The sequence below is a fragment of the Mycobacterium sp. IS-2888 genome (assembly GCF_001954215.1).
Lineage (GTDB): Bacteria > Actinomycetota > Actinomycetes > Mycobacteriales > Mycobacteriaceae > Mycobacterium.
On the sequence record NZ_MBET01000101.1, the window covers coordinates 114,104 to 139,604 of the forward strand.

General features: G+C 64.9%; 29 protein-coding genes. 11 read left to right on the plus strand and 18 right to left on the minus strand.

Annotated elements, in window-relative coordinates:
- Position 1 precedes the first annotated feature (1 nt).
- Positions 2-196, minus strand: a complete 195-nt coding sequence (locus tag A5745_RS20890; protein ID WP_076059140.1) for a ferredoxin — start codon at positions 194-196, stop codon at positions 2-4.
- Between the two features lie 13 nt (positions 197-209).
- Positions 210-875 carry a TetR/AcrR family transcriptional regulator gene (locus A5745_RS20895; RefSeq protein WP_076058961.1) on the minus strand — a complete coding sequence of 222 codons (666 nt, stop codon included), beginning with the start codon at positions 873-875 and terminating at the stop codon, positions 210-212.
- A 170-nt stretch (positions 876-1,045) separates the two neighbouring features.
- Between A5745_RS20895 and A5745_RS20900 the strand changes: the two genes are divergently transcribed.
- Positions 1,046-1,468 (plus strand): PPOX class F420-dependent oxidoreductase, encoded by a 423-nt coding sequence (locus A5745_RS20900; RefSeq protein WP_076058959.1) that lies wholly within the window; start codon positions 1,046-1,048, stop codon positions 1,466-1,468.
- Between the two features lie 31 nt (positions 1,469-1,499).
- Here A5745_RS20900 and A5745_RS20905 read toward each other — a convergent pair whose 3' ends face one another.
- On the minus strand, positions 1,500-2,309 hold the full coding sequence (locus A5745_RS20905; RefSeq protein ID WP_076118586.1) for an SDR family NAD(P)-dependent oxidoreductase: 810 nt from the start codon (positions 2,307-2,309) through the stop codon (positions 1,500-1,502).
- Positions 2,310-2,455: 146 nt separating this feature from the next.
- Between A5745_RS20905 and A5745_RS20910 the strand changes: the two genes are divergently transcribed.
- Together A5745_RS20910 and A5745_RS20915 are read left to right on the plus strand one after the other, a co-directional pair.
- On the plus strand, positions 2,456-3,223 hold the full coding sequence (locus tag A5745_RS20910) for an SDR family oxidoreductase (protein ID WP_076058955.1): 768 nt from the start codon (positions 2,456-2,458) through the stop codon (positions 3,221-3,223).
- Between the two features lie 15 nt (positions 3,224-3,238).
- Positions 3,239-4,873 (plus strand): multicopper oxidase family protein, encoded by a 1,635-nt coding sequence (locus A5745_RS20915; RefSeq protein WP_076058953.1) that lies wholly within the window; start codon positions 3,239-3,241, stop codon positions 4,871-4,873.
- On the opposite strand, the gene A5745_RS20920 is transcribed toward A5745_RS20915, so the two are convergent.
- The 8 genes from A5745_RS20920 to A5745_RS20955 are packed head-to-tail and all read right to left on the minus strand — an operon-like array spanning position 4,861 to position 13,988.
- Positions 4,861-5,691: an alpha/beta fold hydrolase gene (locus A5745_RS20920; protein ID WP_076058952.1), complete on the minus strand. Its 831-nt coding sequence runs from the start codon at positions 5,689-5,691 to the stop codon at positions 4,861-4,863. The two genes, A5745_RS20915 and A5745_RS20920, sit on opposite strands and share 13 nt — an antisense overlap.
- On the minus strand, positions 5,691-6,680 hold the full coding sequence (locus A5745_RS20925; RefSeq protein ID WP_076118588.1) for a cyclase family protein: 990 nt from the start codon (positions 6,678-6,680) through the stop codon (positions 5,691-5,693). The genes A5745_RS20920 and A5745_RS20925 overlap by 1 nt, the downstream gene beginning before the upstream one ends.
- A complete protein-coding gene (locus A5745_RS20930; protein ID WP_076118591.1) occupies positions 6,668-7,498 on the minus strand; it encodes a coniferyl-alcohol dehydrogenase in 831 nt (276 codons plus the stop codon). The genes A5745_RS20925 and A5745_RS20930 overlap by 13 nt, the downstream gene beginning before the upstream one ends.
- Entirely contained in the window at positions 7,495-8,802 is a 1,308-nt protein-coding gene (locus A5745_RS20935; protein WP_076118593.1) for an LLM class flavin-dependent oxidoreductase, read from the minus strand. The genes A5745_RS20930 and A5745_RS20935 overlap by 4 nt, the downstream gene beginning before the upstream one ends.
- Before the next feature lie 3 nt (positions 8,803-8,805).
- Positions 8,806-10,539, minus strand: a complete 1,734-nt coding sequence (locus A5745_RS20940) for an FAD-binding protein (RefSeq protein ID WP_076118596.1) — start codon at positions 10,537-10,539, stop codon at positions 8,806-8,808.
- On the minus strand, positions 10,536-11,453 hold the full coding sequence (locus A5745_RS20945) for a 3-carboxyethylcatechol 2,3-dioxygenase (RefSeq protein ID WP_254848627.1): 918 nt from the start codon (positions 11,451-11,453) through the stop codon (positions 10,536-10,538). Before A5745_RS20945 ends, A5745_RS20940 begins: the two co-directional genes overlap by 4 nt.
- Positions 11,401-13,125 carry a bifunctional 3-(3-hydroxy-phenyl)propionate/3-hydroxycinnamic acid hydroxylase gene (locus tag A5745_RS20950; protein ID WP_076118601.1) on the minus strand — a complete coding sequence of 575 codons (1,725 nt, stop codon included), beginning with the start codon at positions 13,123-13,125 and terminating at the stop codon, positions 11,401-11,403. Before A5745_RS20950 ends, A5745_RS20945 begins: the two co-directional genes overlap by 53 nt.
- Positions 13,125-13,988 (minus strand): alpha/beta fold hydrolase, encoded by an 864-nt coding sequence (locus tag A5745_RS20955; RefSeq protein ID WP_076118603.1) that lies wholly within the window; start codon positions 13,986-13,988, stop codon positions 13,125-13,127. Before A5745_RS20955 ends, A5745_RS20950 begins: the two co-directional genes overlap by 1 nt.
- A 126-nt stretch (positions 13,989-14,114) precedes the next feature.
- Here A5745_RS20955 and A5745_RS20960 point away from each other — a divergent pair, with 126 nt between their 5' ends.
- Complete coding sequence (locus tag A5745_RS20960; RefSeq protein WP_076118605.1) at positions 14,115-14,792, plus strand: IclR family transcriptional regulator; 678 nt, start codon at positions 14,115-14,117, stop codon at positions 14,790-14,792.
- A 14-nt stretch (positions 14,793-14,806) separates the two neighbouring features.
- Positions 14,807-16,420, plus strand: a complete 1,614-nt coding sequence (locus tag A5745_RS20965; RefSeq protein ID WP_076118607.1) for an FAD-dependent oxidoreductase — start codon at positions 14,807-14,809, stop codon at positions 16,418-16,420.
- Positions 16,421-16,559: 139 nt separating this feature from the next.
- Here A5745_RS20965 and A5745_RS20970 read toward each other — a convergent pair whose 3' ends face one another.
- Positions 16,560-17,261 carry a CTP synthase gene (locus tag A5745_RS20970; protein WP_076118609.1) on the minus strand — a complete coding sequence of 234 codons (702 nt, stop codon included), beginning with the start codon at positions 17,259-17,261 and terminating at the stop codon, positions 16,560-16,562.
- 37 nt (positions 17,262-17,298) lie between these two features.
- Complete coding sequence (locus A5745_RS20975; protein ID WP_076118612.1) at positions 17,299-17,655, minus strand: nuclear transport factor 2 family protein; 357 nt, start codon at positions 17,653-17,655, stop codon at positions 17,299-17,301.
- A 92-nt stretch (positions 17,656-17,747) separates the two neighbouring features.
- On the opposite strand from A5745_RS20975, the gene A5745_RS20980 reads away from it, so the two are divergent.
- The gene (locus tag A5745_RS20980) at positions 17,748-18,491 is read left to right on the plus strand and encodes a class I SAM-dependent methyltransferase (protein WP_076118614.1); all 744 of its coding nucleotides are present in this window, start codon (positions 17,748-17,750) and stop codon (positions 18,489-18,491) included.
- A gap of 43 nt (positions 18,492-18,534) precedes the next feature.
- The gene (locus A5745_RS20985) at positions 18,535-19,179 is read left to right on the plus strand and encodes an NUDIX hydrolase (RefSeq protein WP_076118656.1); all 645 of its coding nucleotides are present in this window, start codon (positions 18,535-18,537) and stop codon (positions 19,177-19,179) included.
- Between the two features lie 11 nt (positions 19,180-19,190).
- Here A5745_RS20985 and A5745_RS20990 read toward each other — a convergent pair whose 3' ends face one another.
- Positions 19,191-19,664: a hypothetical protein gene (locus A5745_RS20990; protein ID WP_076118616.1), complete on the minus strand. Its 474-nt coding sequence runs from the start codon at positions 19,662-19,664 to the stop codon at positions 19,191-19,193.
- 86 nt (positions 19,665-19,750) lie between these two features.
- Here A5745_RS20990 and A5745_RS20995 point away from each other — a divergent pair, with 86 nt between their 5' ends.
- Positions 19,751-20,380: a TetR/AcrR family transcriptional regulator gene (locus tag A5745_RS20995; protein ID WP_076118619.1), complete on the plus strand. Its 630-nt coding sequence runs from the start codon at positions 19,751-19,753 to the stop codon at positions 20,378-20,380.
- On the opposite strand, the gene A5745_RS21000 is transcribed toward A5745_RS20995, so the two are convergent.
- Complete coding sequence (locus A5745_RS21000) at positions 20,377-20,805, minus strand: PaaI family thioesterase (RefSeq protein ID WP_076059134.1); 429 nt, start codon at positions 20,803-20,805, stop codon at positions 20,377-20,379. The two genes, A5745_RS20995 and A5745_RS21000, sit on opposite strands and share 4 nt — an antisense overlap.
- A 50-nt stretch (positions 20,806-20,855) precedes the next feature.
- Positions 20,856-21,527 carry an enoyl-CoA hydratase-related protein gene (locus tag A5745_RS21005; protein WP_076118621.1) on the minus strand — a complete coding sequence of 224 codons (672 nt, stop codon included), beginning with the start codon at positions 21,525-21,527 and terminating at the stop codon, positions 20,856-20,858.
- 161 nt (positions 21,528-21,688) lie between these two features.
- On the opposite strand from A5745_RS21005, the gene A5745_RS21010 reads away from it, so the two are divergent.
- Together A5745_RS21010 and A5745_RS21015 are read left to right on the plus strand one after the other, a co-directional pair.
- Positions 21,689-22,051, plus strand: coding sequence for a helix-turn-helix domain-containing protein (locus tag A5745_RS21010; protein WP_076118623.1), 363 nt, complete (start codon positions 21,689-21,691; stop codon positions 22,049-22,051).
- A gap of 10 nt (positions 22,052-22,061) precedes the next feature.
- Positions 22,062-22,478 carry a PPOX class F420-dependent oxidoreductase gene (locus tag A5745_RS21015; protein ID WP_076118625.1) on the plus strand — a complete coding sequence of 139 codons (417 nt, stop codon included), beginning with the start codon at positions 22,062-22,064 and terminating at the stop codon, positions 22,476-22,478.
- Between the two features lie 18 nt (positions 22,479-22,496).
- Here the strand turns inward: A5745_RS21015 and A5745_RS21020 are convergent, their stop codons facing one another.
- On the minus strand, positions 22,497-23,717 hold the full coding sequence (locus tag A5745_RS21020) for a sensor histidine kinase (protein ID WP_076059132.1): 1,221 nt from the start codon (positions 23,715-23,717) through the stop codon (positions 22,497-22,499).
- A 112-nt stretch (positions 23,718-23,829) separates the two neighbouring features.
- Between A5745_RS21020 and A5745_RS21025 the strand changes: the two genes are divergently transcribed.
- Positions 23,830-24,483 (plus strand): response regulator transcription factor, encoded by a 654-nt coding sequence (locus A5745_RS21025; RefSeq protein WP_076058928.1) that lies wholly within the window; start codon positions 23,830-23,832, stop codon positions 24,481-24,483.
- Between the two features lie 24 nt (positions 24,484-24,507).
- On the opposite strand, the gene A5745_RS21030 is transcribed toward A5745_RS21025, so the two are convergent.
- Positions 24,508-25,485, minus strand: coding sequence for a thiamine pyrophosphate-dependent enzyme (locus A5745_RS21030; RefSeq protein WP_254848630.1), 978 nt, complete (start codon positions 25,483-25,485; stop codon positions 24,508-24,510).
- Between the last annotated feature and the right edge of the window lie 16 nt (positions 25,486-25,501).

Genomic DNA, 25,501 nt, shown 5'->3' on the forward strand with positions numbered 1-25,501 from the left:
GTCATTCCTCGATGTAGATGGCCTGGGCGGGGCATGCGGCTGCTGCGCGGCGCGCGCCCTCGGTCTGTTCCGCCGACGGATGCGCATTGAGTAGGACGACGACACCGTCGTCGTCACGCTGATCGAACACCTCCGGCGCATTCATGACGCAGTTCCCCGAGGACGCGCAAATGTTCTGGTCGACAGTAACTTTCATCTTCAACACACTTCTATTCGTACGGGGTGACGGGCGCCAACCAGAGGCCCACGATCGCGTCGATGAGTCCGGATGCTGCTGCCCGCCAAGAGGTTTGGTGCATGGTTGATCCAGCCGCCAGCGCGCGCTCACGGTCGGCGCAGGTGTGCATCAGCAGGTTGCGTGCCATGATGTTGCGTTCGAAACGCACCTCGGCCGGCAGGTTGGGCAGACAGCTGTTGATCCCGTCGACGACCTGGACCAGCGACGGCGAGCTGAGCGCACCCTTGACGATGATGTTGTAGTAGGCCGGATCGGTCATCGCCTGCGCCGCGAAGCGCGCGTACCACGTCGGATTGCCCAGATCCGCCAGATGCTCAGTAAGCGGGCGCACCAAGCAGCCCACCCAGTCCCGCATCTCCGCCGGGCCGCCCGAGGCGGACAGCTCGGCCACCATGTGTTCGCGGAGCTCCTCTACGGGTCCCCGGTGTTTCTGCTCGATCGCGCGCACCAGATCGGCCTTCGTGCCGAAGTGGTAGCCCACCGCGGCGTTGTTGCCCTGCCCGGCGGCCTCACTGACCTGCCGGTTCGACACGGCGAACATGCCGTGCTCGGCATACAACCGCTCGGCCGCCACCAGAATCGCCTCCTGGGTGGAGCTGGCCCGCTCGGTGCGAACCGTCCTGCCTGCCGTGGTCATTGCCTCAGTCAACCCGTCGGTCGAGATTAAGTCAAGCGCTTGATTTAAATTTTCTAGCGCCGAACGTGACGGTGCAGTCACGCTGGGCGCTGAATGTGACTGCAGCGTCACGCTCGAGCACGGTCGTGACGGGTTGACTTCAACAACACTTGAAGTCCTAGCCTGCCGTCATGACCTTTAAATCGCATGAAATTGACTTCCTGCGCCAGGCCGACCTGGGTCGGTTGGCCACCATCCAGCGCGACGGCGCACCACAGAACAGCCCGGTGGGATTCATCTACAACGAGGCACTGGGCACCATCGATATCGCGGGCTACCGAATGTCGAAGAGCCAGAAGTACCGCAACATCGCCCACGACAACAGGGTGGCCTTCGTCGTTGACGACATCACCTCCCGCGACCCGTGGCGGGTGCGTTGCCTCGAGATACGCGGAACCGCCGAGCAAGCCGAGGCACCGTCGGAACAGGGCGCCGCCGGTGACGAGCTCGACACGGCGATCATCCGTATCACGCCGCGGCGCATCATCAGCTTCGGCATCGACGATCAGGTCAGCGAGCCGCATCAGCTGCAGGTTGACCGGCGCGACGTGTAGCGCGAAGGCATCGGCGCGGCTGGGCTTGGCGTCAGTCCTTGGGCTTGGACCGCAGCGCCTTGCCCGCAGATGTTCCCCCGTCCACCGGTAGCACGGTTCCGGTGACATAGCGCGACCGGTCGCTGGCGAAGTAGAGCGCCGCTTCGGCAACGTCCTCGGCGGTCCCCTCGCGCTTCAGCGGCCGGTCGGCTCGCATCGTCTCGCGAATCGCCGCCTCGAACCGCTCGGTCTCCTCTGGATCCATGTCGAGCGCCGCCTTGGCCACCAAGGGCGTGGGGATATTACCGGGCGCGATCGAGTTGACTCGAATCTCGTACTGCGCCAACTCAATTGCCGCGGACTTAGTGAACTGGATGACCGCCGCCTTGGACGCACGGTAGGTCATCACACCGCCGCCGGCCTGGATCCCGCCGATCGAACTCACATTGATAATGGATCCCCCGCCGTGAGATGCCATGTGGCGACCGGCATCTCGCGTGCCAGCCATGACACCCAGGACGTTGACCGCCATGACACGGTGGAACTCGGCCAGATCGTCGTCGAAGAAACGCCGATGCATCTTGCTCGAGACTCCGGCGTTGTTCACCATCGCGTGCAGTCCGCCGAATTCCTCGATGGCCGCAGCCACCAGCGCGCCGACCTGTTGCTGATCGGAGACGTCGGTCCGTTGAAAGAAGACAGCGGATCCCAGCGCGGCGGCCAGCGCCTGCCCTTTCTCGGTCTCGACGTCGGCGATGACGACCCGCGCGCCCTCGGCCACGAACTTCTCGACTATGCCGCGACCGATGCCGGAAGCGCCACCGGTGACGATGGCGACCTTGCCGGCCAGTTCATCAACCACACGACGAGTTAATCGGCGCGGGCCCCGTTAAGTCAAGCAGTTGATTTAAGGGCCGCCGTGGACCGCCGGGCGCCGCGGGGTTCCGCCCTGCGGGCATACAGGGGATGCTGATGTCATCAATTCGGCTACCTCGGGAGGGCTCGATCATGAAGGTGTTGGTCATCGGCGGCAGTGGGCTCATCGGCTCCCAGGTCATCGCCAATCTGACCGAGCTGGGACATGACGCGATCTCGGCCTCGCCGCGCTCGGGTGTCAACAGCGTCACCGGTGAGGGGCTCGCCGAAGCGGTTGCCGGCGTCCACACCGTGGTGGACGTGTCCAACTCCCCGTCCTTCGACGACGAACCCGTAATGCAGTTCTTCACCACGTCGACCAAAAACCTTCTCGCAGCGGAACGCGAGGCCGGTGTGCAGCACCACGTCGCCCTCTCGATCGTGGGCGCCGACCGCGCCCAGGACAGCGGTTACATGCGGGCCAAGGTTGCCCAAGAGAAATTGATCGAAGAATCGGGAACCCCATATTCGATCGTGCGGGCGACTCAGTTCTTCGAATTCGTAGACGCCATCGCGGATTCGGCGACCGACGGCGACACCGTCCTGCTGCCGGAAGGGGCGTTTCAGCCCATCGCCGCCAAAGACGTCGCCACGGCCGTCACCCGCGCAGCGACCGCCGATCCGATCAACGGCATCACCAACGTCGCCGGCCCCGAAAAGCGTGGGATGGCCGACTTCATCCGGACCGCGCTGGCCGATTCCGGCGATCCACGCCAAGTAGTGGGCGACCCCAAGGCCCGCTATTTCGGTACCCAGCTAGACGAGCACACCATCGTCCCCACCGACGGCGAGAACCCGACGATCTACCCGACCCGCTTCAGCGACTGGAGGGCCTCGCACACTTCGAGCGGCGCGCGTTAGGCCAAGGAGCGATGAATGTCTGAGCTGCCGACGAGCGGAGCCCCCTTCGACCGGACACGTTTCACCAGGCGCGGCTTCATGGTCGCCGGCATCGCCGGTGGATTGACGCTGGCCGCGTGCACCCAATCGAAATCTCAAATGACCGGCAGCGCCGCACAAATGACGGCCGCCATCGCCGCGGTCGAGGCGGCTCGACCACACAGCGGGCGCACAGTGACCGCCGCCCTGACCCCACAACCGGCCCAGGTCGATCTCGGTGGGCCGATCGTCCATACGTTCGCCTATGGCAATTCCATTCCCGGACCGCTGATCCGGGCCAGCATCGGCGACGAACTGGCCGTCACCGTTTCCAACCGGCTCGACCGGCCCACATCGGTGCATTGGCACGGCATCGCGATGCGCAACGACATGGACGGTGCCGCACCCGCCAGCCTGAACATCGCGGCGGGCCAGGACTTTACCTACCGGTTCTCCGTCCCGAATTCAGGCACATATTGGGCCCATCCCCACACCGGCCTGGACGCCGACAAGGGACTCTATCTGCCGGTTATCGTCGACGATCCGACCGAGGGCAACTACGACGCCGAATGGATTGTCGTCCTTGATGATTGGACGGACGGCGTCGGCAAGAGTCCCCAGCAGCTATACAACGAACTCACCAACCCGAATAAGCCCCCCATGTCGAACATGCCGACAACGACCGAACCGACGTCGACCACGACCACGACCACGACCACGACCACGACCACAAGCACAACCTCGACGACCTCGACGACCTCGACGACGACCACGCCGTCGACCTCGATGACCGAGACACCACGGGGCAGTGCCAGCAAAAGCGACTTGCTCGGCGGCGACGCCGGCGACATCGCCTACCCGTACTACCTCATCAATGGCCGAATTCCCGCGGCCCCCACCACTTTCAACGCGAAGCCAGGTCAGCGAATCCGGATCCGCTTCATCAACACAGGCTCCGACACCGCATTTCGCGTCGCGCTTGCCGGTCATTCGATGACGGTCACCCATACCGATGGTTATCCCGTTGTGCCCAGACAGGTCGATGCCCTGCTCATCGGCATGGCCGAACGCTACGACGTCATCGTGACCGCAGCCGACGGGGTCTTCCCCCTAGTCGCGCTCGCGGAAGGAAAGGGTGCACTGGCGCGGGCGCTGCTCGCCACCGGCTCCGGCAGCCAACCCGACCCGGGTTTTCAACCGGCCGAACTGACCAAACGCGTGGGCACCATCGATATGTTCACCGCCACCACGCCGGTCAACCTGGGTCGCCCCGAAGCCGGCCTCAACCTCCCGGTCGTACTGGGCGGCAACATGATGCAATACAACTGGACGATCAACGGGCAGCCCTACCGCAGCACCAACCCGCTGCACGTCCGGCAGGGCCAACGGCCCACCATCACGTTCGACAACCCCACCATGATGTATCACCCAATTCACCTACACGGTCACACATTCCAGCTGATCAAGGCCGATGGCAGTCCCGGCGCGCGCAAGGACACGGTGATCGTCTTGCCAAAGCAGAAGATCCTCGCGGTCCTCGTCGCCGACAACCCTGGCTTGTGGGTGATGCACTGCCACAACACATACCACCAAGAGGCAGGCATGCAGACCCGCTTGGACTATGTCTTCTGACTGTTCGCCAGAAAGTCCAGCAGCAGCTCGTTGACCGTTGCCGCCTGCTCGATCTGCGGGCAGTGACCGGCCTTGTCGACCACTACCGAGCGGGCACCGTCGATCTGTTTGGCGATCTGGGCCGCCCAGCCGGAGGGCAACAATTTGTCGTCTCCGCCCTCGACGAGAAGGGTCGGCACGTCGATGCGCTCGTAGGCCCGCGCCGTCGACGGGGCCGGTGGTGGTGCGGCACCTGGGCGACGAAACCTGGCCGCGGCCACGGCCTCCCATGCCCCGGGCGCGGTACTCGACTCGTAGCGGCGCCGCACGTAGCCGTCGTCGGCTGGATAGCCGGCGTCGTAGAACAGGGCTTCGACGATGCGGCGCATCGCGGGCAGCGTGGCGTCGTATTGCTGGAGCGCCTCGAAGTGCCGGTTCTGTTGAATTTCTCCCCCACCACAGATGATCACCAAGCTGCGGATCGGCAGCAGCGGTGCATCCGAGGTCGCGTCGGTGAGCAGGTTGATGGCTCCCATCGAGTTGCCGACGAAATGGGCGGAGTCGACACCCACCGTTTCGCAGAAGCGGGCCACATGCCGGATCCGCATGCCACGGCCATTGACGAAATCGATGACCTTCGCCGACTGGCCGAAGCCCAGCTGGTCGGGAGCCAGCACGCGATTTCCAGCGGCGAGGGCGGCGATGTTGCGTTCCCAGCCTAGCTCGGCACTGGCGCCGAACTCGCCGCCGTGGAGCAGCACCACCGGATCGCCCTCGCCTGCCTCCAGGTAGCTGGTGACCAGCCCGTCGACCAGCATGGACTTACGCTGAACGTCCATCACTTGATCGCGATTGGATTCACCGGGGAGCCCACGGCGCCAACAACTCTCAACGGCGGCGCGATCAGCTGGAATTCGTACACGCCGTCGGCTGCACAGTCGTCCGCTAGGGCGCCGAGGTCCCAATACTCGCCAAACATCAGCCCCATGTCGCGCAGGCACAGCAGATGCAGAGGCAGGAAAACCCCGTCCACCCCGGACACCAGGTCTTCGACTTGCAGATTGTCGGCGGCGACCGCCGCAACCTCACGATCATGTAGCCACGAAGCGCACCGCCAGTCCAGCCCGGAGTAGCCTTCCATCTTGTTGCCGGTCTCCAGAAACCTTGTCCACCAACCGGTTCGGATCAACACGATGTCCCCCCGACCGATGGTCACGCCCTGGGCGCGGACCACGTCGTCGAGTTCTTCGGGAGTAATCGGGTTTCCGGGTTCGAGGAAGACGTGCGCGCCACGATGGCGAACCATGTCCACCAGCACCCCGCGCGAGGTGATGCCCTTGCCGTCAACCTTGTCGATGCCGCAGTGATAGGCCCCCATGCTGGTCACCGAACCCGCCGGGAAACCGTTGTAGAGCTTGTCGTCGTAGTAGACGTGCGACAACGCATCCCACTGGCTGGCGGCCTGTAGCGGCATGATGATCATGTCGTCGTTGAAGCGGAACGGATTGTCCGCCATGTATTGACTCAGCTGCTGCGCCAACGGGTTACGCGCCCACCCGGGCCCGTATCGGGCCAGCGTGTTCACGTCACCGCCGTCGATCGTCATCACGTGCACCGGGTTGTGGCGGAACTCGAAGGCACCCTGCGGTCCTGACGCGCCGAAGTCCACCCCGAGCGGAAAGACCTTGCCGTGCCGAACCAGGCTTGCCGCTTGAGCGACCTTGTCGTCGGTGATGAAGTTGAGGGTGCCGAGCTCGTCGTCGCTTCCCCACCGCCCCCAGTTCGAGACGTCACGAGCGACCTGCCGAAAGTCAGTCACGCTGGCCACGGGGCCCGTCCTTCCTCGAGTTCACGGGCGATCGCCGCGCCGACGTTTCCACCGTCGACCCAGATGACCTGACCCGAGATATAGCTTGCTGCACGGCTATTCAGAAACAGCAGTACCGAGGCCTGCTCGTCCGGACCGGCAACGCGTCCCAGCGGCTTGGGGATGTCGTCGAGGTAACCCTGCCCGTAGGCCGTCCGCAGCTGGTCAAGGATCGGTGTTTCGGTCACCCCGGGGCCGGTGCAGTTGATGCGGATGCCCCGCGCGCCCAGCGGCGTGGCGCTGCGCATGGTGTAGAGGATGATCGCTTCCTTGGACAATTGGTAGCCGCCGCCGGTCAATTCCTCGGGATGGGTATGGCACCAGTCGATGCCCTCTTGCATCGTCGCGGTATTCAGCAGCGGTGCAACATTCCGCAGGTGTTCCCGGTATCCGGCCGCGGCCAAGGACGACACGCTCACGATGGATGATCCCTCGACCATCTTCGGGATCAGTGCCTCGGTGGCGTGCCGCAAGCCGAGGAAGTTGATCGTGACAACCAGCGGGGGGTCGCCGATCCCGGAGGAGACACCGGCGACGTTGAATAGCGCGTCGACCCGCCCGCCGATCGCGGCTACCGCAGTGTCGATTGACTCCGGGTCGGCGAGGTCGACTTCATGAAAATCGTTGAGCTCGACGGCCGGCCGGCGCTTGTCCAGCCCGACGACTTCGGCTCCGAGCCCGGCGAGCTGCCGCACCACGTGTTCGCCGATGCCCGACGCACACCCGGTCACCACCGCGCGGCGGCCGTCGTAGCGCCAAAGCTCGTCGATGCCCGTCACGTGCCCTGCTGCTCCTCCTTCGCGCGCTGCGCCGCCTGGACGCGACCCTCGTTGATCTCCGCCATGGCTTCGGGAATCTCGCTGGCGGTGAACTTACCGCCGCGCCCGGTCGGCAAGCCACCGAAGGAGTAGTTTTCGTCGAACTTCGGTGCGGTCGATGGTGGTCGCCGCGCCTCGACCTTCTCGATCACGGGTGCGAGCCGGACAGCTTTGTCGGCCACCGCCTTCTCGTCGCGCTCGATGAACTCGGGCAGCACCTCCTTGCCCATCAGCTCGATCGACTCCATGGTCCCCTCGTGGCTGCGCGGGTTGAGCAGCAGGATGATCTCATCGACACCGCTTTCCTCGTAGCCGCGCAGGAACTCGCGCACGGTGGCGGGGGAACCGATCGCGCCGCGGCCTGGGCCGTAGGCCAGCGTAGGGTCCTTCTCGACCTCTTCCAGGTACCGCTTCCACACCCCGGTCCGCCCGGGCGTGTGCACCCCGGTCATGTAGAAGTGCATGATGCCGAACGAGAAGAATCCGCCGCCCTGGCCGAGGCGTTTGAGCGCCTCGTCTTCGGACTTGGCGACCATCATCGACAGGTCGCCGCCGATGGCCAGAATGTTCGGGTTGATACGCGGTGTGACCGGCACACCGTTCTCCTCGAATTCCTTGTAGTAGCCGTTGACCCGCTCGGTCAGCGGACCGGGACCCGTGTAGGCGAAACTCAAGGCGCCGATGGCTTTTTGAGCGGCCATCTGCACGCTGGCCGGACGCGTGCAGGCGACCCAGACCGGCGGATGGGGCTTCTGCAGCGGCTTGGGGATCACATTGCGAGCCGGCATCTGGATGTGCTCGCCGTTGAACCCGGCGAAGGGTTCCTCGATCATGCAGCGAATGGATACCTCAAGGGCCTCTTCCCATTGCGCGCGCTTGTCGGCGGGATCGATATTGAATCCGCCGAGCTCACCGACCGACGACGATTCCCCGGTGCCGAACTCGACGCGCCCGTTGGAGAGCAGGTCGAGGGTGGCGATGCGTTCGGCAACCCGCGCGGGGTGATTCACCGCGGGCGGAAGGTGCATGATGCCGAATCCGAGCCGGATGTTCTTGGTCCGCTGGCTGGCGGCGGCCAGGAATATCTCCGGCGCGGTGGAATGACAGTATTCCTCGAGGAAGTGGTGCTCGGTCAGCCACACGGTGGAGAACCCCGCCTTGTCGGCCGCCTCGACCTCGTCCAGGCAGTCCTGCAACAGGACGTGTTCGTCTTCGGGTGCCCACGGGCGGGGAAGGGCGAACTCGTAGAACAGCGAGATTTTCATCGTTTACCTCCTATGAGAACTAAGGGTCTGGCTCGCAAGGTGTTTGGCCGCGACAAAGCCAAACGTCATCGCCGGGCCGATGGTTGCCCCGGCTCCGGCGTAGCTGCGGCCCATCACCGGTGCGGCGGTGTTGCCCACCGCGTACAGTCCCCGCACGACGGTGCCATCGGGCCGTAGCACTCGGGCGTGTTCGTCGGTGCGCAGGCCGCCGGACGTCCCGAGGTCGCCGAGCACGATTCGAAACGCGTAGTACGGAGGATCGCCCAGCGGATACAGATTCGGGTTGGGCAGCGTCGGATCGCCGTAGTAGTTGTCGTAGACGCTGTCCCCGCGGTTGAAATCATCGTCGTGTCCCCGGTGAGCGAGTTCGTTGAAACGCGTTGCGGTTTCGGTAAGCTGGCGCGCCGGCACGCCGATCTTGGTCGCCATGTCTTCCCAACTCGTGGCGGCTTTGACGACGCCGGATTCCAGCCAGGCCGACGGAACCTTACGTCCCGTGGGCACGGGAGCCCCGGGGATTTTAGGAATCGGCAGATGGCCGCCGATCACATAGCGATTCCACGACCGGTGGTCGGTGATGAGCCAGCACGGGATGTGCGTGATGCCAGATTTCTGGCCGTCGATCATGGCGTGGCCGAAATCCATGTAGGGCGCCGCCTCGTTGATGAAGCGTTTGCCGTCGCCGTTGACGATGAACTGCGCGGGCATCATCCGCTCGTTGAGCATGAATTGCATTCGGCCATCCGGCCATTGGATTGCCGGGAACCACCACGCCTCGTCGAGCAGGTCGGTTGCGGCCCCCACCTTCTGGCCCGCCCGGATACCGTCCCCCATGGCGGCGGGATTGCCGAAGCTCCAATCCCGGGATCCCACACTCTCCAAGACGGGCAGTTGCTCCTTGCGCCATGCGAGATCGTGATCGAAACCCCCGGAAGCCAGGATGACGCCGCGGCGTGCGCCGATTCGCTGCTTGCCGCCGTCGCGCTCCAGCACCGCCCCGGTCACCGATCCGTCGCTGTCGGTGAGCAACTCGACCATCGGCGAGTCCAGCCACAGCGGGATGCCGCGCTCCCGCATCGCCAGGAAAAGCCGCGTGGCCAGTGACTGCCCGATCGCCGCCATCCGCTCGTTGAACGCTCTGGCTCTGACCATGCGCCAAATCAGCTTCAGCAGCACGCCCTTGCCGGCCCATGACTGCCTGATCCGGTAGAAGGTTCGAAGCTCCTTGGGACCCAACCAGATTCCCTTGGGAGCCAGCGCCAGCGGCTGGAGGAGCTTTCCCTCGTCGGGGCCCAATGTGCGCAGGTCGATGGGCGGCACGTTGATCGTGCTACCGAGTTCGGAGCCGCCGGGCAACTCCGGATAATAGTCGGCGTAGCCGGGCTTCCAGACGAACTCCAACCATCCCGACAGCCGCTCCAGGAATTCGAGCATCTGCGGCGCCGACTCCACGTACTGGCGTATGCGCGCCTCGCTGACCGAGCCGTCGGTGATCTTGCGTAGGTATTCGACGACACCTTCGGGGTCCGAGACATAGCCCTCCCTGCGTTGTGCGGGTGCCCCGGGCACCCAGATGCCGCCACCGGAGAGGGCGGTGGAACCGCCGAAATGAGAGGACTTTTCCACCACCAACGTGTCTAGCCCGGAAGCGTCCGCGGTGAGGGCGGCCGCCATGCCGCCACCACCGGATCCGACGATGAGCACGTCGACCACGTGATCGAAATCCTCGGCCGTCATGCCGGTGTCGCCGTTCTGATGGCGAATCCGGCGATCAGTTCCGGTGCCGGCTTGTAGTAGCGCATCGCGGTCCGGTACGGCCCCGCCGACTCCAGTGCGGCGAAAGCCGCTACCCAGGTTCTGATTTCGTGCGCCGAACTGCCGCCTTCGTGGACTACCGACGAGTTCGACCACTGATCGAGATCGTCCAGCCGTCCCGTGTCGACGATTTCGAGGAAGCGATGATCCCACGCAGGGTTGAGCGGTTGCAGGTCATTTTCGCCGGCGGCAAAGCTCTTGGCCGCGTCCGCCGTCGCCGCTTGCCGAGCCCGCCGCTGCTCGGGCGTCATCGGCCGGCCGTCCACGATGCGTTCACGCACCGCGGGAGTCGCGGTCGCCAGCGTCGGCACCGGAGGGCTGTGCGAGAGTCCACCAGATCCGATCACGAGCACCCGCTTGTCCAGGGTGGCGAGGTAGTCGCCCACGGCGGTACCCAGTGCGCGACAGCGCTGCAACGGCCCCAACGGAACCGCGATTGCGTTGACGAAAACCGGTATCACCGGGCGCGCAGTGGCGTCCCCGAAGAGTTTCTCCAGCGGCTGAACGGTGCCGTGGTCCACGTCCATGTTGGCCGACACCGCGAGGTCGACACCGGCACCGAGTACGGCCTCCGCGCATTCGGTGGCCAGCTCCTCGGGAACATCGAGCGGCCCGGCGTGGGTGCCGTAGTCGCCAATCCCGTTAGCGCTCATGCCGATACAGAACTGCGGCATCACTTTGTAGAAGAACCCGTTGTAGTGATCCGGCGAGAAGATGACCACCAGTTCCGGGTTGTAATCTTCGACGAATGCGCGCGCCTCAGCGATCGCGCCTTCGATGTCGTCAAGCAGGTCCCGCGACGGCCCGGGAAGACTCAGGAGCGGGCTGTGGGACATACAGCACAGAGCCAGAGGCACTTTGGTGATCACCCCCTCCCGGGGTGAGCGTGAGGGCATCGAGGAGCGCGGCGCTCAGCTCCGGCGCGCGCTGTGCGATGCAGGCACCCGCGATACACCGATCGGGGCGCAGGAACACAACCGATTCAGGGTGTGTGTCGAACCAGGATTTGACACCGCCGCCCCGGTCGCCGACGACCACGACATCGGGATCGTCGTGCCCGGTCCAGTGCAGCTGCGTGGCGGGGCGCAGCGCGATAAACCGCGCGCCCAGGGCTTTCCACGCCTCGAAGGCCTCATCCCCGAGAATCTCGCGCGGGTTGTTGTTCCAGCACAGCACCGCGAACCAGTCGCCGAGGACATCGTCCAACAGGATGTCTGGCTGGACGCGGGTGTCGACACGGGGCTGGATGAACAGCGTGCCGACCGGCGAGTCCGCGCGAGCTGGCCCGTTGGGGCCCGCCGAATGCACCACAGCGCCCTGCTCGTAGCGCGGCATCGGCTTGAACCGCATCTCCAGCACATATCGCTTGAGCGACGGCACAATTGACGCGGATCGCACCAGGAGGTCCCGCGCGGTCGCCACCCGGCGGTTTGTCGGTGAAATGACACGGCCAACCATCGTGGACAGGTCGATCATCGCGCGTGCGTGCTTGCGGCGCTCTATGTCGTAGGTGTCCAGCAACTTGTCGGTGGCCTGACCGTTCACCACCGCTGCGAGCTTCCAGCCCAGGTTGGCCGCGTCGCGAATGCCGCTGTTGTAGCCCTGGCCCTGCCACACCGGCATCAGGTGGGCGGCGTCGCCGGCCAGCAACAACCGGCCACTGCGGAACGCACCGGCGATCCGCGAATGGTGGGTGTACACGCGACGCCGGATCACATCGACCCGGTCGGGGTGGGGCACCATCCGCGCCAGCATCCGGGTCAGAAACGCCGGATCCTCCGCCTGCTCATCGGTCTCGTCAGCGTGAATCATGAACTCGAAGCGGCGAATTCCGTGCGCGATCGAGATCGAGGCATAGGGGCGTTCGGGGTCGGCGCCGACCTCGCTGTTGGGGTGGCCCAGCGGGTCGTTGGCGACATCGACCACCAGCCACCGCGTCGACGACGTCGTCCCGTCGAAGGAAACGTCCATCATCCGTCGCGTCTGGCTGCGCCCGCCGTCGCACCCGACGACGTAACGCGCGCGCACACTGGCCGCGTCGTCTTCACCGCCGAGCTCGACGGTCACCCCGTCGTCGTCTTGGGCGCACGACGTCATCGGGCGTCCCCACCACACCTGCACGTGTTCGAATCTGTCCAGCCCGACGAGCAATTCGGCGTCGACCAGCGGTTGCACGAAGCCGTTGCGCTTGGGCCAACCGAAACGCGCGTCGGGCGGGGCCATTTCGGCCAGCACACGACGCTTGGCATCGACGAAACGCAGAATCTGGTTGGGCACGGTGTGCGGCAGGACGCGCTCGACCAGGCCGATCGATTGGAAAGTGCGCAGGGCCTCGTCGTCCAGCCCCACCCCGCGCGGGTAATCGATGAGCGTGTCTCGTTCCTCGACCACCAGTGTGCTGACGCCTTGCAGGCCAAGGATATTGGCCAGCGTCAGGCCGACGGGGCCGGCGCCGACGACCACAACGTCGACCGCGGCGGCTTGTTCCTGGTGCCCGTCGGTATCCATCAGCGGCCTAGCAGGAAATCGAGATGGAGGCGATTGAAGGTCTTGGCGTCCTCGTACTGGGGCCAGTGGCCACACCCCGGCATCACCTCGAACCGTGCGTTCGGGATCATCGACGCGATGCGGCGCCCTTCGGTGACGTCGGCGGTGGGGTCGTCACTGGTCCACAGCACCAGCGTAGGGGCGGTGATCGACCCGTACTCGGCCGGGCCGAGGATGTTGCGAGCCCGAATCTCGGGGTCTTGCAACGCCATAATGTCGCGCATGGCTGCGACGAATCCGGGTTGGCGATAGACGCGCTGGCGGCTGGCCACCAGGTCGTCGTAGTCCTTGGACTTGTCGGCCATCAACCATTTGATGCGGGCCTGGACCGTCTCCCATGTTGGGTCCTCCGCGGCGGCCATGGACAACGTGATGATCCGTTGCATCACAACCGGATCGGCCTGGGAGCCACCGGCGGTGTTGAGGACCAGCCGGTCAACCACGTCGGGATGGTCGACGGCGGCGCGGGCGGCCACCCAGCCGCCCAGCGATTCGCCGCTGAGGCAGGCGCGGTCGACGCCGATGGTGCGCAGCACGGCCATCAGGTGCTCGACGTAGTGGTTGACTTCCAGCGGGTGGCCCGGCTTGTCCGTGTACCCGTGCCCCAGCATGTCGACTGACCAGGTCCAGAAATGTTCGGCGTGCGCCGCGAGGTTGCGGACGTAAGCCTCGGCGTGGCCGCCGGATCCGTGCAGCAGGACCAGCACCGGCTTGCCCGGGTCGCCGGCGCGCAGATAGCGGGTGCGGACTCCGCCGGCGTCGAGGTAGCCCTGCGAAAAGGCGACGCCCTGCAGATCGCTCCATATGCTCTCGAACTCCGCCACGGTTCCTCTCTGGCTGCAGGTGGGGGAAATCTCGTTCTCGATTTCGACTCATCTCGTGTGCTAATATCGCACAATAGTGTGCGTTATATATAGAGCTTCGCTCTCACATGGAGGTCTGTCAAGGCTGTGACGGGTTCGGGGACCGGTTCGCAGACCCTGGCCAGGGGCCTGACCGCGCTGCAGATGGTGGCGGCCTCGCCGGCCGGGCTCACCGTGCAGCAGCTTGCCGACCAAGTCGGGGTGCACCGGACGATCGCGTATCGCTTGCTGTCGACGTTGGCTCAGTTCCGGTTGGTCGCCAAGGGCGAGGATGGGCGCTACCGACCCGCGGCCGGACTTGCCGTGCTGGGCGCGTCGTTCGACCACAACGTGCGCCAACTGAGCCTGCCCACGCTGCGCGCGCTGGCCGACGAACTCGGCACCACGGTGTCGTTGCTCGTCGCCGAGGGCGACCAGCAGGTGGCCGTCGCAGTAATCGTGCCGAGCCACGTCGCCTACCAACTCGCCTTCCACGAAGGCAGCCGGTATCCGTTGGAGCGCGGTGCCGCGGGGATCGCCTTGCTCGCGAGCATGCCCCCGCGCCCCGGTGAACGCGATCTGGTCGCGCGCGCTCGCGAACGCGGGTGGGTGACTACGTATGCGGAGATCGAACCGAACACGTACGGCTTGGCCGTGCCAGTCCGTCGCCAAGCCCCTTCTCCCCCAACGTGTATCAACCTTATCTCCCATCGCGAAGATGTCGTGATGCGTGGGAAGGACGCGGTCATCCGTGCCGCAAAACAGTTGTCCGAGCTACTGAGCTGAAGGGAAATCAGTCCATGCCTTGGGACTCCGAAGTCGACGTCATCGTGCTTGGCAGCGGCGGAGCCGGGCTCACCGCCGCGCTCTCGGCCGCCGCGGCCGGGGCGTCCGTCGCGGTCTTCGAGAAGGCGCCGACCGTCGGCGGGACCACCGCGGTGTCGGGTGGCATCGTGTGGATCCCGGCCCATAACCGTTCTCCCGACGGCGAATTGACGGTCGCGGATGCGTTGCGGTACCTGCGCGCGCAGTCCCATGGCTCGATGGACGACGCGCTGGTCGAGACGTTCGTGCGAACCGGCCCGGCAATGCTCGACTTCGTCGAAGCGCACAGCGGCCTGCGCTTCGAGATCGCCACCGGGTTCCCCGATTACCAACCGGAGTTGCCGGGAGGACAACCGACGGGAGGCCGGTCGCTCAGCGCGGCCCCCTTCGACCTCGCCCAATTGGGCGAGTGGGCCACGAAGATCACGTCGTTTCCCGCCGATTGGTCCAACGTCGGTTTCGATGCCGAGACCCGAGCCCGGCTGCACGCAGCCATAGACGAACGAACGAGCCATCTCTGCGTCGCCGGGACCGCGCTGATCGCGGGCCTTCTGCGAGGCTTGCTCGACGTCGGGGTAACCCCGCGGGTGAATGCGCGGGCCGAACGACTAGTCGCCGAGGATGAAGAGGTCGCCGGCGTACGGGTGGCCGTGCCCGAAGGAAGCCTGAGCGTGCGCGCTCGACGCGGCGTCATTCTGGGCACCGGCGGATTCGAATGGGATCCCGTTCTGGTGCAAGCCTTCTTGCGTGGACCGATGCACGGCGCGGTCTCCCCGCCGAACAACACCGGCGACGGGCTGCGCATGGCGATGGCGCACGGCGCCGACCTGGGCAACATGGGCGAGGCGTGGTGGGTGCCAATCGTGCGGATCCCGGGTGACACCATCGACGGCGAGCCGCGCAGCCGCAGTGTCCGCCTGGAACGCACCCGGCCGAGGAGCATCATCGTCAATGCGGCCGGTCGCCGGTTCGTCAACGAGGCATGTGATTACAACTCGATGGCCGGCGCGTTCCACTACCTCGATCCGCGCGGCGGTTATGTGAATGATCGCGGTTGGATCGTGTTCGACTCCGTCCACCTACAGCGCTATGGATTTCTGGGTGTCGCTCCCGGACAACCGCTTCCGGATTGGTTCTGCGAGTCGGCGGATCTCGCCGAGCTGGCCGCCAAGACCGGGATCGACGCCGACGGTCTCACGCGGACGGTCCGGGAGTGGAACCGCCAGGTCGCCACGGGCACGGACCCCGACTTCGGGCGGGGGTCGAGCGCATACGACGGCTACTGGGGCGATGACAGCGCCACCACTCTGGCCGGAAAGACGCTCGGCCCGATCGACACCGCTCCCTACTACGCGGTGCCGGTGTGCATCGGTTCGATGGGAACCAAGGGCGGACCGCGTACCGATCCTGACGGCCGCGTGCTCCATGTCAGTGGAGACCCGATAACCGGGCTGTTTGCCGCCGGCAACGCAATGGCCGGTGTCACCGGCCGGGCCTACGGCGGTGCCGGCGGAACCATTGGTCCGGCAATGGTTTTCGGCTATCGCGCCGGCCATGCGGCCGCCACCGGGAAGTCCGTCGACCTTTAGCCTTGCGCCTTGCGCCTCGCGCCTTGCGCCTTGCGGCTTGCGGCTTGCGGCTTGCGGCTTGCGCCGAACGTGTTCTGAGGGCGAAAAAACCGCACAAATCTCGCCCTGAGTACACGTTCGGCGCCAGGGGCGCGATGCGTCAGCCTTCTGCGGCCGCAGACAGAAGACTCGTAACGAGGGGGTGCGGTTCCTCAATGGTCGAGCGGTTCTGCGGCACAAACAGTGTGGCAATGTAGAACGGATGCTCGGGCAGTTCAAACACCCGAGCTTCATCGTCGTCGTCCCGCCCGGTGACGCGCAGTCCACGGTCCTCAAGTACCTGACGGTAGGCCGGGTTGAGTCCAAAGTTGCAGTAGTACTGTTCGTTCACCCTGTCCGTGCCATAGCACTGGGCGACAACGGATTCCAGTGCGAGGTTGACTGGCATCGTGCGCCCTGCCAGAGAGCACGTCAAAGACGAGATAAATAGCCGGGAAGCGTAAGGGTCATACTCGGCGTGCTGCGCGTCTTCGAAGCCCAGAACGTTACGGGCATATTCCAAAATGACGTGCTGACACCCGCCGCACGTACCAAGGGTAGGCACGGCGTTTTCTCGCCCGAAACGCAGCGCGGCGAGCGCCCCGAGCAAGCTGCGATATGGGCTGCCGGGCGCGCACCACAATGCGTCCGCAGTCGTCAGCGGACTCAAGTCGGACTCCAGTGACTCAGTGGCCAGCCAGGCCACCGAGGCATCCAACCCAAGCGCACCCGCGGAATGGCGAATCGCTTCATTGGTGGCTATATGAGGCGCATACGAGCTATCGAAATCGCCGATAATCGCGACGGTCAAGCGGTCCGTCATTCACCAACTTCCTTCGCCTGGGCTGTCTTGGATCACTTTACGGTGCAACGAGATACGTGCCGTGCCCTTCGATCACCAGACCATCGCCGAACCGTAAAACTTCGCAAACCCGCGTATTCTCTTGGTTTCGGTACACGATGGCAATGGTGTCGATTCCCTGGTACACGTCCTCGACCACGAACCGGAGGTTGGGAATTCGCTGCAATGCGGCGGTCCAGTAGTCGCGCAGCGCGGTCTTACCGTGCACGATCCCCCCTGTGGCCGGCAAAAGCTTGGCCGCCACCGGCGACGTGAACACGACGTCGTCGTGAAAGTGCTCGAGAACCGACTCGACGTCATGGGCATTCCATGCCCGTTCCCACTGCCCGCCAAAAGCGACGGCGTCAAGGTTCACGTCGGAGACGGTAGTCGCCAACCCAACCGATGGTCCAAGCATTTTCACGGGGGACATGGCACAGCGGATTCAGCGTGCGTCATCCTGAATCGATGGTTGCCTATGACCGGATCGGCGCTAGCTATGTCGCGACGCGACGACCTGATCCGCGGATTGCCACCCAAGTTCACGCGGCGCTGTCCGCAATGAGAACTGTCGTCGACGTCGGGGCCGGTGCTGGCTCCTATGAACCGGCCCAGACCATTGCCGCCGTCGAGCCAAGCACGGTGATGATCGCTCAGCGGCCACCGGGGTCGGCGCCCTGCGTGCGGGCCGTCGCGGAGGCTTTGCCATTGCGCGACAAGTGCGCTGACGCAGCGATGGCCATTCTGACCGTGCACCACTGGAGCGACGTCGCCGCGGGGATTGGTGAATTGGGTCGAGTCACACGTCGCCGGATAGTAATCCTGACCTGGGATCAAACAGCGATCCAGAACTTCTGGTTGCTGCGTGAATACCTCCCCGAGGCGGCCCGGATCAACGATGCGCTGTACGTACCAGTCGATCAACTTGTGGAGCTGTTAGGAGGCGCAGAAGTGCAGATAGTTCCGGTGCCGCATGATTGCACCGATGGGTTCGGCGCCGCCTATTGGCGACGCCCAGAGGCCTACCTTGACCCGACCGTCCGCGCCGGCATATCTATGTTGGCCTACGCGGGTGACTCTGCTCTGGCTGACGGACTCACTCGCCTCGCGGATGACCTGCGCTCCGGGGAATGGCGCGCACGACACGTCGACCTACTCGAGCAAGAGCAACTCGACGCCGGATACCGCCTCTTGATCAGCGACCCCAATTAAGGTTCGTCGGCAATTTCGTTGGGAGATGTGGAAACTGGACAACATGACTTCGCCCACTAGAGATGCCGCCGATCTGATTCGCCGACAGGCGCTATCTCTGCTCGCGCTGGCACAGAACGGGCTCGCCTTCGCCCATGACCCGTACGACAGACAACGCTACGAGCAAGTGCGTGGGTGCGCCGAAGCGCTGATGGGCCTGGTGAGTGAGGGCGGGATTGAGCAACTGCGTGCGATCGTTGCCCTCGACGCCGGTTACATGACGCCAAAGGTCGATGTGCGAGCCGGTGTCTTTGACTCGAACGGCGAGGTGCTCCTAGTACAGGAACGCTCAGACGGGCGCTGGACCTTGCCAGGCGGCTGGTGCGACGTTTTGGAGACCCCCGCGGAGGCCGTCGTCAGGGAGGTGCAGGAAGAAGCCGGCGTGAAGGTCAGTGTGGAGAAGCTTGTCGCGGTGTTGGACCGCGACAAGCAAGGCCATCGGCCGCATCTCCCATTTCACGTCTACAAGCTGTTTTTCCTGTGCAGCGAACAGTCCCGAGTTCCGCCCGATCCGACCGAAACAACAGCGATCGACTGGTTCGCTCTGGACGAGCTGCCCCCACTGTCCACATCACGAATACTCGATGCCCAGCTACGCCTCATGCACACCCACTGGCTGAATCCAGGCCTACCCACCACCTTCGACTGACGCCGCGCCAGCTACCTCGCGTACGAGGGTCCTTCCGGCAACATGTGCTTGCGCACGAGTTTGCGCCAGCGCCGGTGCCGGTAGCGGTAAATCCCCTTCGCGAGCGCGGCGACGAACGCGGTCGCAATTCCGGCCTCGATGTCGACGGTGTCGCTGTACCGACTCGAATGTTCATCGATCGGTTCGACATGCAGCGTGTGGTTCCACGCCTTGAGGAGTCCGCCGTTCTCGTGGGTACGCACCGTTCTGCTCGCCTGGTCCACCTCCACGATTTCGATGGTGTGCCGGTAGGCCGGTATCACATGGAATGCGAACAACCATCCGGTTCCGCGCTCGCCGGTGCGCAGTACCTCCGAGCGTCCCGCCAGCGCCGGAAAGCCGAGGAGGCCCCTACAGACGTATAGGAAGGTGACCGGGGACAGCATCGCCGACCACACCCTGTCGGCGTCGGTCGGCAGGATTGTTTCGACGTGGACGGTTCGCACCGGTACTCCTTCGGCCGTAGTTAGGGTACCCTAATTCTGCTGGTGAAAGCTCCGGTTGACTACTCGCATTTCCCAGGAGATCCGCGATCGCGCCAACGGACCGATTTAGGGAGCGTAAGCAGCCCAAACAGGAGCGGGCCGCCCAGACCAGGCAACGGATTCTGGATGCTGCGGCTCGCGTTTTCGCCGACCACGGCTACACCGCCGGCACCACCAATCGAATCGCCGACTGCGCCGGGATCTCGATCGGCTCGCTGTACCAATACTTTCCGAACAAAGACGCCGTGCTGCGAGCATTGATGGACTCGCACATCGATGCCGGCGCCAGATTGCTCGGTGAGCGGTTGGCCGGTGGTATGCCGCAACGGCTCGACGATGCGCTGCGGCTATTTGTGCGCGCGACCATCGACAACCACCGCGACAATCCGCGCCTGCATCGCGTGCTGTTCGAAGAGGCCCCTCGTGCACCGGAGTTCCTTGCCCGGCTGCACGACTTGGAGCAGCTGATGGTGGATGGGACTACCCGACTACTCGAGCAGCAGCCGAACGTGCGCGCCAGCAGACTCAACGCCCAAATCGTTGTGGCGACGATCGAATCGCTCGTTCACCGGCTCGTCGCCTCGCCGAGCCCCGTCGACTTCCAGCAGCTCGAAGATGAAATCGTCGTTCTGCTCACCGGATATCTGCAGCGGCACAACGATTCCCGTGCGGATTAGGCCGCGGGCAGGACGATGCACGTGGTGGTGGCGTGGGCGACGAGCTTGCCGTCTTGGTCGACCACCCGGCCCTCAGCCGTCGCGGTGCGGCGGCCCGAATGGACGACGGTGCCTGTGGCGGTGAGGGTTTGGCCATCGGTGCTGGCGGCACGGATGTAGTTGACCTTGATTTCCAGGGTGGTATAGCTGACGCCGGCGGGCAGGGTGGTGTGGACCGCGCAGCCCATTACCGAGTCGAGGAGGGTAGCGGCGATCCCGCCGTGGACGGTGCCAAGGGGGTTGGCGAAGTCGGGACGGGTATCGAGCGACATCACGACACGTCCGTGATCGAGCTCGTCAAACCGCAGGCCGAGCAGGCGGCCGATCCACGGTATGTCGGTGGGTCGTTCGCTTTGCACCCAGCGCATCAGTTCCAGGCCGGTCATGGCGCCGATATCGGTGGTCACGGTTGTTCTCCTCGGTGTTGATGCCAGCGTCAGCCCAACGGGGTGGTGGTGTCGCGCAGGACGCCCAGGGCCGGGGCGTACATGCGGGCCTTGATGACGCCCAAAGTGTCACCGGCCTTGTTCGCCTGCGCGCCGGCGAGTTCAATGGCCTTGGCGCGCACCGCATCCTCTGCCACCGCGTGGTCGACGATGCTGGCCGCTTCGGCGTCCGTGCCGCCGTAGCGGTGTCCGCTGACCATCGCCTCGTGCGCGGTTTGCGGCGTCAACCGGGCCTGAATGAGCGCGGCCATGCCGGGTGTGAACGGGATGTTGATGTCCACCTCGGGCAAACACCAGAAGCCGCGGTCGGCGCGCATGACGCGAAAGTCGTGCGCCAGGGTGAACATCGCGCCCGCGGCGAAGGCGTGTCCCTGCACCGCGGCCACGGTGATCACGGGTAGCGACAGCACTCGCGCAAAAAGTTGCTGAACGGAAACGACGTAGTCCTTGTGCTGGTCGGCGTGGGCGGCAAGCCAGTCCAGGTCCAGGCCGTTGGAATAGAACTTGCCGGTGGCAGCGGTAACGAGGGCCCGGGGGCCGTCGGCCTTCTCCACCTCTTCCAGCCCCGCGTCGACGGAGGAGATCCAGTCGGGGTGGAACCGGTTCTCACCATCGCCGAGGTCGAGGACGAAGACGTCGTCGTGGCGGTCGAGCGTCGGCATCGAAACCCTACCTTTCGTACAGCAAAAGCGTTGGCCTCACGCAGCTTTCGCGGACGCCCCTCGAGGCGCTGGATTGCGCCTCGTGTCGAGATGTATCGCCAGCGGGCATGTTACTATCTGCAGAATAGCGAGCTATCTATTGGATAGGAAGCGGGTGAGACATGGGCCACAGCCGCGAACCCAGGGCGTGGCTCCCCTATTGCCCGTACTACGCCGCAGCCGGCGACATGCTGACCCGCCGCTGGGCGCCGATCGTGCTGCGCGCCCTGGTCACCGGCCCCAAGAGGTTCGGCGAGCTAGCCACGGCTATCCCCGATATGACCGACAAGCTGCTGTCCCAGCGACTGAAGGACCTTGAGGACGAGGGCTTGGTCGAACGGTTTCTCGCCGACGGCCGTCCCGCGCGCGTCGAATACCGGTTGACGGAGAAGGGCGTCGAGCTCGGTGACATCCTGCTCGACATCAATCGGTGGGCGCTGAAATGGATCGACCTATCCGCTAGCGCCAAAGTGAAGCCAAAGTGAAAGGCACAGAATGAAACTCGATGACGCCACGCGCAAATTTCTCGGCGACGGCGCAGACGCCACCCTGGTTACGATCAACCCCGACGGCAGCCCCCATGTCTCGGTCGTGTGGGTCGCGCTCCAATCCACGCCCGACGGCGACGAGCTAGTCAGCGCGCATCTGCGCGAGTATCGAAAGACCCGCAACATCCGCCGCGACCCCCGCGTGGCTCTGACGATCCTTTCCAAGGAGCCCCATCCCGGGCAGCCCACACCGTATCTGTCCGTCACCGGGTCCGCCCGCATCGTCGAGGGCGGCGCACCCGAATTGTTGGCCGAGCTGGCCGAGGTCATGCTGGGATCCAGCGAGCATTTCCCGCCGCCGAATTCCCCCTCGGGGCTGCTTACCAGGATCCGCATCGAAAGGGTCGGCGGCGTCGGCGCTTAGCCTCAGGTGCCGATTGCGCTACTGCTTCAGCGGCAGTTCGACGCATACGTGAGTGCCCACCGGAACATCGAGAAAGACGAATGTTCCGCCCGCCGCTTCGACCCGGGCCCGGTGCGAGGCTAGCCCGATGTGTCCCTCGCCCAAGCGGCGCGCTATCGCCTCGTCGGTGAAGCCCACGCCGTCATCGACCACGTCCAAAACGCAGCTGCCTTCGTTGATCCCGAGGCGGACTGAAGCATTCCGGGCCTGAGAATGTTGCACCAAGTTAGACAGCAACTCGCGCGCCACCCCGAAGACGATGGGGTCGACCGCGTTGCGAAGCGGGTAATCGACGTCCGTCGACACCTCGATGCCGGAACGCTGGGCGGTGTGCGCGGCTAGCTGCTGCACCGCCGCACCCAATCCGACCTGCTCGAGGACCGCTGGATGCAGCTCAAACGTCGCCTGCCGCAATCGGTCCGAGGCGGCCTGCAGCCCAGCCATCGCGCGCGCAACACGGTCATCGCCCGGCAGTACCGCCTCCAATTCGACCAGCTCTTGGCGCACCGCCAAGATGTCCTGCAGCGGGCCGTCGTGAATGGATTCGGAGATTCGCCGCTGCTCGACGTCGGCGGCGGTCATCGTCTGGGCAAGCAGTTCCTCGCGTAGTGTGCTGAGCCCGGCCACCGACCGGGTATGCCGCTCTTCGACGCGTACGGCGACAAACGCTGTGACACAAAGGAACCCGTAGAGCAGGAACCGGAACGTGGCCTCGGTGATGCCGATCGAGCCGACCATTTCCGGGTCCTCGAGCACCGCGATCGCGAACCCCACCATCGAGAAGATCAACACCACCGCCGCTCGCCGGGAGGAGACGTCGAGCCCGATGAGGATCGGCAACGCCGTCATGATGAGCAGCGGGTGCAGTCCGTTGGTGGACAGCACCTGGAAGACGGTCAGCACGATCACGTCGATCACGGTGAACGCAAACGGCTCCACGCGGCCGACGCCGGCCAACCGGCCGCGTGCGAGCCATCGTCGGCTGCCGGAGAAGGCCAGCGTCAGCGCGCACAGCGCCATCAAGCCGTACCCGATGATCAGCGCGGTTTGCGGGGGCCATTCGGACCGGCGCGTGTCGCTGAGCATCGCAGCGATCATCAAGCCCACCACGCCGATCCGAAGGACCGACGCGAGCCGATAGGAGCGCAACTGGTGAAGCTTGCGCACCCGGTTCAGTTCTGCGTCGCTGGCCACCGCCACCCGATCACCGTACTCACCAGCTCCGGAGCGCCCGTGGCAAATCGCGCGAAAACGCATCAGAGCATGCGAAATCGCGAACGAATGCTTTCTGTAACCGGTTACACTCATCGCCATGGCCGACACGGCTACGCCCGCCGAAGTGCGTGTGGTCGTTGGTGACGATCACCCACTCTTTCGCGAGGGTGTCGTGCGCGCACTGGCCTCGAGCGGTTCGGTGAACGTGGTCGGCGAGGCCGATGACGGATCGGCGGCACTGGAATTGATCAAGACGCACCTCCCGGATGTCGCGCTGCTCGACTACCGAATGCCCGGCATGGATGGCTCCGAGGTAGCGGCGGCGGTGCGAAGCCAGGAATTGCCGACCCGCGTGTTGCTTCTCTCGGCACACGATGAGCCGGCGATCGTGTTTCAGGCACTGCAGCAGGGGGCCGCCGGCTTCCTGCTGAAGGACTCGACCCGCGCCGAAATCGTCAAGGCGGTCCTCGATTGCGCGGAGGGTCGCGACGTGGTCGCGCCCGGACTTGTCGGGGGCCTCGCCGCGGAAATCCGCCAGCGCGCGGCACCCACGGCGCCCGTCCTCAGCGCGCGAGAGCGCGAGGTGCTCAATCGGATTGCCCGCGGCCAAAGCATTCCCGCTATCGCAGCGGAGCTCTACGTCGCCCCGTCGACGGTCAAGACCCACGTGCAACGCCTCTACGAAAAGCTCGGGGTCGGCGATCGCGCAGCCGCCGTGGCGGAAGCCATGCGACAAGGTCTGCTCAGCTAGCGGCCGACCGCGGGTGCCGCTCGCTCACGAAGCCGGATCCTCCGCGCCCAACAGTTCGTTCGCGGATGACATGGCCTCCGCCATCATTTGGCGAGCCCGTCGTTCCACCTCGTAAAGGTGATCGTCGCTGACGCCGGCACCGATCAGCCGCCGTCGGGCGAAAACCAAAGGATCGACGCCAGAGGGGTGATTGGTGCGGTAGGTCACCGCTTTGACAAGCGTGGGGCCGCCGCCGGCGCTCGCTCGTTCTACCGCGTGGGCGACCGATTTATGCACCGCCGCAACGTCTCTACCGTCGGCCAAGAGCACGGGCATCCCGTGGCTCCCGCGTGCACCGCGGCGCACCCCCGATCCGGTGCGAACGTCCTCGACGACGAACACCACCGGAAGCCGCCACGACACGGCTATGCGCGCGGCCGTTTCGAACTCGACGGAGTTCGAGTCCTCATTGCCGATGACACACAGTGTGACCTTGCCTGCCCCGGCGACTTGCTGCGCATAGGCATCGCCAAGGGCGAACATGACCGATTGCTTCAGCGGGCTTGAGCCAGCGAATATCAGCTTCCATTCGGCGGCGAACGGGTCTTCGTTAGACGCGCCGCCCATCTCCCGGCTCGGGGCGAATATTTCGGCGATGGCCGGGCCCAGCGGGAGCGACAGACCGATCTGCTGTGCGTGTTGGAAATGCGGGATGGCGGTGCTGATGATGTCGCCCGGTCGAAGCGCTGCGGTAGCGCCCACGGCCACGGCTTCCTGACCGAATGCGGCCACCATCGGTCCGTTGAGCAGACCGTCGATGCGTGACTCTTCCAATGCCATGTCGAGCAGACGCAGGGCCCACATCCGCCGGTACAGCTCCAGCTGTCCACCGACAGGCGCCGCAGACGGTTTTGGCAAAAGCTTCGAGGTGCGAGCCATGTCCCGGTCTCCTAACCGATCGTTTGGGCGTTTGACCGCCTTCTTAGACACAAACTCAACGTAGGTCGGCAGGGCTGGGCGCACCTCCGCCGATCGGTTC

What these genes read in the sequence shown, in the direction of transcription:
- A5745_RS20920 (WP_076058952.1), bottom strand. Translation starts at nt 5,691, where the DNA reads ATGGACGTTCAGCGTAAGTCCATGCTGGTCGACGGGCTGGTCACCAGC.
- A5745_RS20895 (WP_076058961.1), bottom strand. Translation starts at nt 875, where the DNA reads ATGACCACGGCAGGCAGGACGGTTCGCACCGAGCGGGCCAGCTCCACC.
- A5745_RS21010 (WP_076118623.1), top strand. Translation starts at nt 21,689, where the DNA reads ATGGGCCACAGCCGCGAACCCAGGGCGTGGCTCCCCTATTGCCCGTAC.
- A5745_RS21005 (WP_076118621.1), bottom strand. Translation starts at nt 21,527, where the DNA reads ATGCCGACGCTCGACCGCCACGACGACGTCTTCGTCCTCGACCTCGGC.
- A5745_RS20965 (WP_076118607.1), top strand. Translation starts at nt 14,807, where the DNA reads ATGCCTTGGGACTCCGAAGTCGACGTCATCGTGCTTGGCAGCGGCGGA.
- A5745_RS20900 (WP_076058959.1), top strand. Translation starts at nt 1,046, where the DNA reads ATGACCTTTAAATCGCATGAAATTGACTTCCTGCGCCAGGCCGACCTG.
- A5745_RS20945 (WP_254848627.1), bottom strand. Translation starts at nt 11,453, where the DNA reads ATGTCCCACAGCCCGCTCCTGAGTCTTCCCGGGCCGTCGCGGGACCTG.
- A5745_RS21025 (WP_076058928.1), top strand. Translation starts at nt 23,830, where the DNA reads ATGGCCGACACGGCTACGCCCGCCGAAGTGCGTGTGGTCGTTGGTGAC.
- A5745_RS21000 (WP_076059134.1), bottom strand. Translation starts at nt 20,805, where the DNA reads ATGACCGGCCTGGAACTGATGCGCTGGGTGCAAAGCGAACGACCCACC.
- A5745_RS20985 (WP_076118656.1), top strand. Translation starts at nt 18,535, where the DNA reads ATGACTTCGCCCACTAGAGATGCCGCCGATCTGATTCGCCGACAGGCG.
- A5745_RS20910 (WP_076058955.1), top strand. Translation starts at nt 2,456, where the DNA reads ATGAAGGTGTTGGTCATCGGCGGCAGTGGGCTCATCGGCTCCCAGGTC.
- A5745_RS20940 (WP_076118596.1), bottom strand. Translation starts at nt 10,539, where the DNA reads ATGACGGCCGAGGATTTCGATCACGTGGTCGACGTGCTCATCGTCGGA.
- A5745_RS20950 (WP_076118601.1), bottom strand. Translation starts at nt 13,125, where the DNA reads ATGGATACCGACGGGCACCAGGAACAAGCCGCCGCGGTCGACGTTGTG.
- A5745_RS20915 (WP_076058953.1), top strand. Translation starts at nt 3,239, where the DNA reads ATGTCTGAGCTGCCGACGAGCGGAGCCCCCTTCGACCGGACACGTTTC.
- A5745_RS20890 (WP_076059140.1), bottom strand. Translation starts at nt 196, where the DNA reads ATGAAAGTTACTGTCGACCAGAACATTTGCGCGTCCTCGGGGAACTGC.
- A5745_RS21015 (WP_076118625.1), top strand. Translation starts at nt 22,062, where the DNA reads ATGAAACTCGATGACGCCACGCGCAAATTTCTCGGCGACGGCGCAGAC.
- A5745_RS20935 (WP_076118593.1), bottom strand. Translation starts at nt 8,802, where the DNA reads ATGAAAATCTCGCTGTTCTACGAGTTCGCCCTTCCCCGCCCGTGGGCA.
- A5745_RS20970 (WP_076118609.1), bottom strand. Translation starts at nt 17,261, where the DNA reads ATGACGGACCGCTTGACCGTCGCGATTATCGGCGATTTCGATAGCTCG.
- A5745_RS20980 (WP_076118614.1), top strand. Translation starts at nt 17,748, where the DNA reads ATGGTTGCCTATGACCGGATCGGCGCTAGCTATGTCGCGACGCGACGA.